Consider the following 3,558-nt stretch of genomic DNA (forward strand, 5'->3'; position numbering starts at 1 on the left):
GCCCGGCGCGCCATCGACGATGACAAAGGCTGGCCGGCGCAGCTGGCGTGCCACGAGGTCGTCGAGCACCGCACGCCAGGCGGCCGTGGTCTCGCCGCCCATGTTCTTGACCGCCAGCAGCACCTTCTGGCCATCCTCGCGCACCCCGATCACCACCAGCAGCGAAATCGAGGTCGCCTTCCTGTCGAGCCGGACCCGCACCACCGTGCCGTCGAGGATCAGCCGCACGATCGGCTCGTCGGCGAGCGAGCGCTGGTTCCAGGCTTGCCAGTCGGTCTGCACCTTGCGCCAGACCCGGCTGACCGTGTCCTTGCCGATGGCTCCGCCGAACAGGGCGGCTAAGGCCCGGCGGACCCGCCGGGTGTTGGTGCCGGCCAGATACGCTGAGGCAATCAGCGCATCGGCGGCCTTGGTGCGCCGCTGATAAGCCCGAAGGGTTGCGCTTCTCCACTCAGTGGTGCGGCCATCCTCGGTACGCAAGCGCGCTCGCGGCAACGAAATCTCTGTCTGGCCAAAGGTGCCGGTCAGGCTGCGGCAGCGGCTGCCATGGCGATAGCCGTGAGTGGAGGCGGGTGGTGCGGGACGCTCCTTGCGGCCATAGCGCGGCCGGCCCAGAGCCGCCTCGAGTTCCGCCTGAATGAGGGCTTCGATCCAGCCCCGCACCCGCTCGCGCACGCCGGTCTCGATCGGGTCGATCCAATCGTCGAAAAGCCGGGCCTCAGGCTGGCCGGCAGGATGCGCAGCATCTGTCTTTCTGATAAGGTCCGTCATGGCGTGGTCTCCCACGGGACCGGAGCGCTCCAACGCCCGAATCCCGCTGTGTGGGTTGCAGCACCCGGAGACTACGCCACCCTCAAAAGTCTACCACCTCCCGGACGGCACCTCACCCGCAGTAATCTCGCGAGTAACACGACAGGGATTGCCAGCCGCGAATACTCCAGCTGGGACGTCACGAGTGACAACACTACCAGCACCGATCACTGTCCCTGATCCGATGCTCACACCGGGCAGGATTAATGCACCCGCTCCCACCCATACCTCCGATCCGATCTCAATTGGTTTGCCATACTGCTGTTTCCGGCGCAGGGCTGGATCGAGTGGGTGCATGGGTGTCAAGATCTGAACGGCTGGCCCGAAAAGCGTGTAATCTCCGATACGAACCCGGCAGACATCGAGGATAATACAGTTGAAGTTAAAGAATATCCCCTCGCCTAGCTCAATGTTCGAGCCGTAGTCACAGTAGAATGGCGGCTGTATCCACACCGTGTCACCACCCTTTGCAAAGATTTGCTTGCACAGGTCTCGGCGTAGGTGTTCCTCCACATCACGAGAAGCGTTGAACTTCTGGCATAAATCTCTGGCCCTGTATCGTTCTGCAACAAGATCCGGATCGAGAGCATCGTAAAGCTCCCCCGCCAGCATTTTTTCACGTTCGGTGTACATCTGCATCCTCCTGATCCTCAAATCTGTATCATCGGCTCATGTTCATCTGCGACGGTCAGCTTGAATCGTGAGCCGGGTTGCTAACGTGTAAAGCGTCGACTGCGTATCTTCGCTTTCCTCCCGTCAATGATGATCGAATACCCGAATCCGATCGGTTTCCTCGATCAGGACCACTCTGTAATCCAATGGTGTCTGAATGCATCCGAGCTAGAACACACTCGCTGCCTGTTGTCTGCATCGTGCCATTTTCCATGCCATCCACCTCAACCCGACCTGGGACGATTAGGGTAGCGCTGATCAGCGGGAAACGATACCTTTGAAAGGACTCTTCTGTTTGCTTCGCAGTGTTCGCACGATCAGATGCACGGTGGCGGTGATAATAATCGTCCCGCCTGCGATCGTGACGGACGCGTGATAGCGGCCGTCATGGATGAGCGCTTCAGTCGTATCAAGCACTCCAACAAGTTCCCGAGCGGGTCGATTCAATACTGCCTTGCACCTGCGTGGGTTAAACTCAGCGACATCGTCTGTATCACCTTCTAAGCTACCGAGGCCAATTGCAATGCCTTCGTCGATTGCCTGTTCGTTTTCCAGCCGGACACCTCCATTCCGTTGGGTGCCGAAGTGCTGCTGCGTACCTTGCTAGTGCAGGAGTTCGGTACCGAAGTTGATGGTTCGCGGGTCTCACTCGCAAGTCACCATCAGGCGCACGCTGCGAGTGCGTTTGCGATGTCGGGGTTCGAGCAAAGACTGATTCTTGCGATCGATGAGAGTGGTGATTTCCTCTCCGGCCGCTTGGCGCTAGCCGTTCTTATGCATCGGAAGAGTGATGAGGGCTGGCGGATGTAGCTTAAGCATTTGAAGCAGCGTAGGATTTGGTTGCTGACACCAACCCCTGCCACCGATTGCACTGTGCCACACCCGCCATGATGGACGATACACCTGCCACCTTCCCGTTTCCAGCCGTGGGCCGCAAGAAGATCACCGCCGCGTTCGACGGTGGACGCCTGTCGTCCGACGGCGGCGTCATACTCCTGGCCCAGGCCGAGCGCCGCCTTGGCATCGCCGAGCGGCTGGCGCGCATCATCCCGGATCGGCGCGATCCGACCCGCGTGACGCACGCGATCCCGGACATGCTCCGCGCCCGCATCTTCGCCATCGCGTGTGGCTATGAGGATTGCAACGACTTCGGTCCGCTGCGCGCGGATCCGGCGTTCAAGCTCGCCTGCGGGCACTTGCCGGAGACGGGTGCGGATCTGGCCTCGCAGCCAACCCTCTCGCGCCTGGAGAATGCGCCGACAATCCGCGATGCGATCCGCCTGAGCTACGCTCTGGTCGACCAGTGGATGGACAGCTATGCCACTCCGCCCGACGGCGTGGTGCTGGATTTCGACGACACCTGCGACGTGGTGCACGGGCATCAGAAGCTGTCGCTGTTCATGTATGTTACTTGGAATCCGGCTGAGCTGGCCGGGCCGCGAGACTGGGGGCGTCGATGCCGTCCAAGTCGATCGAGGAGCGTTTTCCCGCACTGGCCGCATGCCCGCCGGCGCTGGCCTGGCTTTGTATGCGCGCCGACCTTGGGCTGGCGCCGCGCACGGTCGATGCCTACGGCCGCGGCCTCGCCGAGTATCTTACCTTCTGCGCCGCGCAATCGGTCAGCGCTGTCGATGCCGGGCGGGACCATGTCGCGCGCTTCGTGCGCGAGCTGACCGATCGGCCGTTGCGCCGCCCTGAGTTTCATGCTTCCGCGCTTTCGCCGCCCCGGCTCGCCAACGCCACGATCCAGCAACGGCTGACGGCGGTGCGCCTGTTCTACGACTATCTCGTCGAAGAGGGCTTGCGCGTCACGAGCCCGGTCGGCCGCGGCCGCTACACACCCGGCGCACGTCCAGGAACCGCCCGGCGCGGTCTCGTGCCCCGCTACGTAACCCTGCCGTGGATCCCCAACGAGGACGGCTGGGCGGCGATCCTGGCGATTGCTGCCGCCGAGCCGATCCGCAATCGTACGATGCTCGCCATTGCCTATGACGCAGGCCTCAGACGCGAGGAGCTCTGCGCCCTGCGGACCGACGACATCGATCCTGCACGCCGCATGCTGCGCGTGCGCGCCGA

4 protein-coding genes and 2 pseudogenes are annotated in these 3,558 nt (G+C 62.4%); 3 read left to right on the forward strand and 3 right to left on the reverse strand.

The genetic code is table 11. From position 1 onward, the window contains the following. The 3 genes from JKL46_RS34330 to JKL46_RS36160 all read right to left on the reverse strand — a co-directional run. A partial coding sequence (locus JKL46_RS34330) for a transposase (RefSeq protein ID WP_201842896.1) occupies positions 1 to 771 on the reverse strand: 771 nt, incomplete at its 3' end. Positions 772 to 861: 90 nt separating this feature from the next. Then, positions 862 to 1,443, reverse strand: a complete 582-nt coding sequence (locus JKL46_RS34335) for a sugar O-acetyltransferase (RefSeq protein ID WP_009489117.1) — start codon at positions 1,441 to 1,443, stop codon at positions 862 to 864. Between the two features lie 297 nt (positions 1,444 to 1,740). After that, positions 1,741 to 1,899: a hypothetical protein gene (locus JKL46_RS36160; RefSeq protein ID WP_245272844.1), complete on the reverse strand. Its 159-nt coding sequence runs from the start codon at positions 1,897 to 1,899 to the stop codon at positions 1,741 to 1,743. Here JKL46_RS36160 and JKL46_RS34340 point away from each other — a divergent pair. The 3 genes and pseudogenes from JKL46_RS34340 to JKL46_RS34350 all read left to right on the forward strand — a co-directional run. Then, positions 1,870 to 2,247 (forward strand): annotated as a pseudogene (locus JKL46_RS34340) (carbamoyltransferase N-terminal domain-containing protein); the annotation flags it as partial. The gene JKL46_RS36160 and the pseudogene JKL46_RS34340 sit on opposite strands and share 30 nt — an antisense overlap. Before the next feature lie 122 nt (positions 2,248 to 2,369). Continuing rightward, positions 2,370 to 2,882 (forward strand): annotated as a pseudogene (locus JKL46_RS34345) (transposase); the annotation flags it as partial. A 128-nt stretch (positions 2,883 to 3,010) separates the two neighbouring features. Continuing rightward, a partial coding sequence (locus JKL46_RS34350) for a tyrosine-type recombinase/integrase (protein ID WP_201842898.1) occupies positions 3,011 to 3,558 on the forward strand: 548 nt, incomplete at its 3' end.

It is taken from the genome of Microvirga zambiensis WSM3693 (assembly GCF_016735695.1).
GTDB classification, from domain to species: Bacteria; Pseudomonadota; Alphaproteobacteria; order Rhizobiales; family Beijerinckiaceae; genus Microvirga; species Microvirga zambiensis.

Excerpts from the sequence above, each read along its gene's own strand:
- JKL46_RS34335 (WP_009489117.1), bottom strand. The coding sequence starts at position 1,443 with ATGTACACCGAACGTGAAAAAATGCTGGCGGGGGAGCTTTACGATGCT.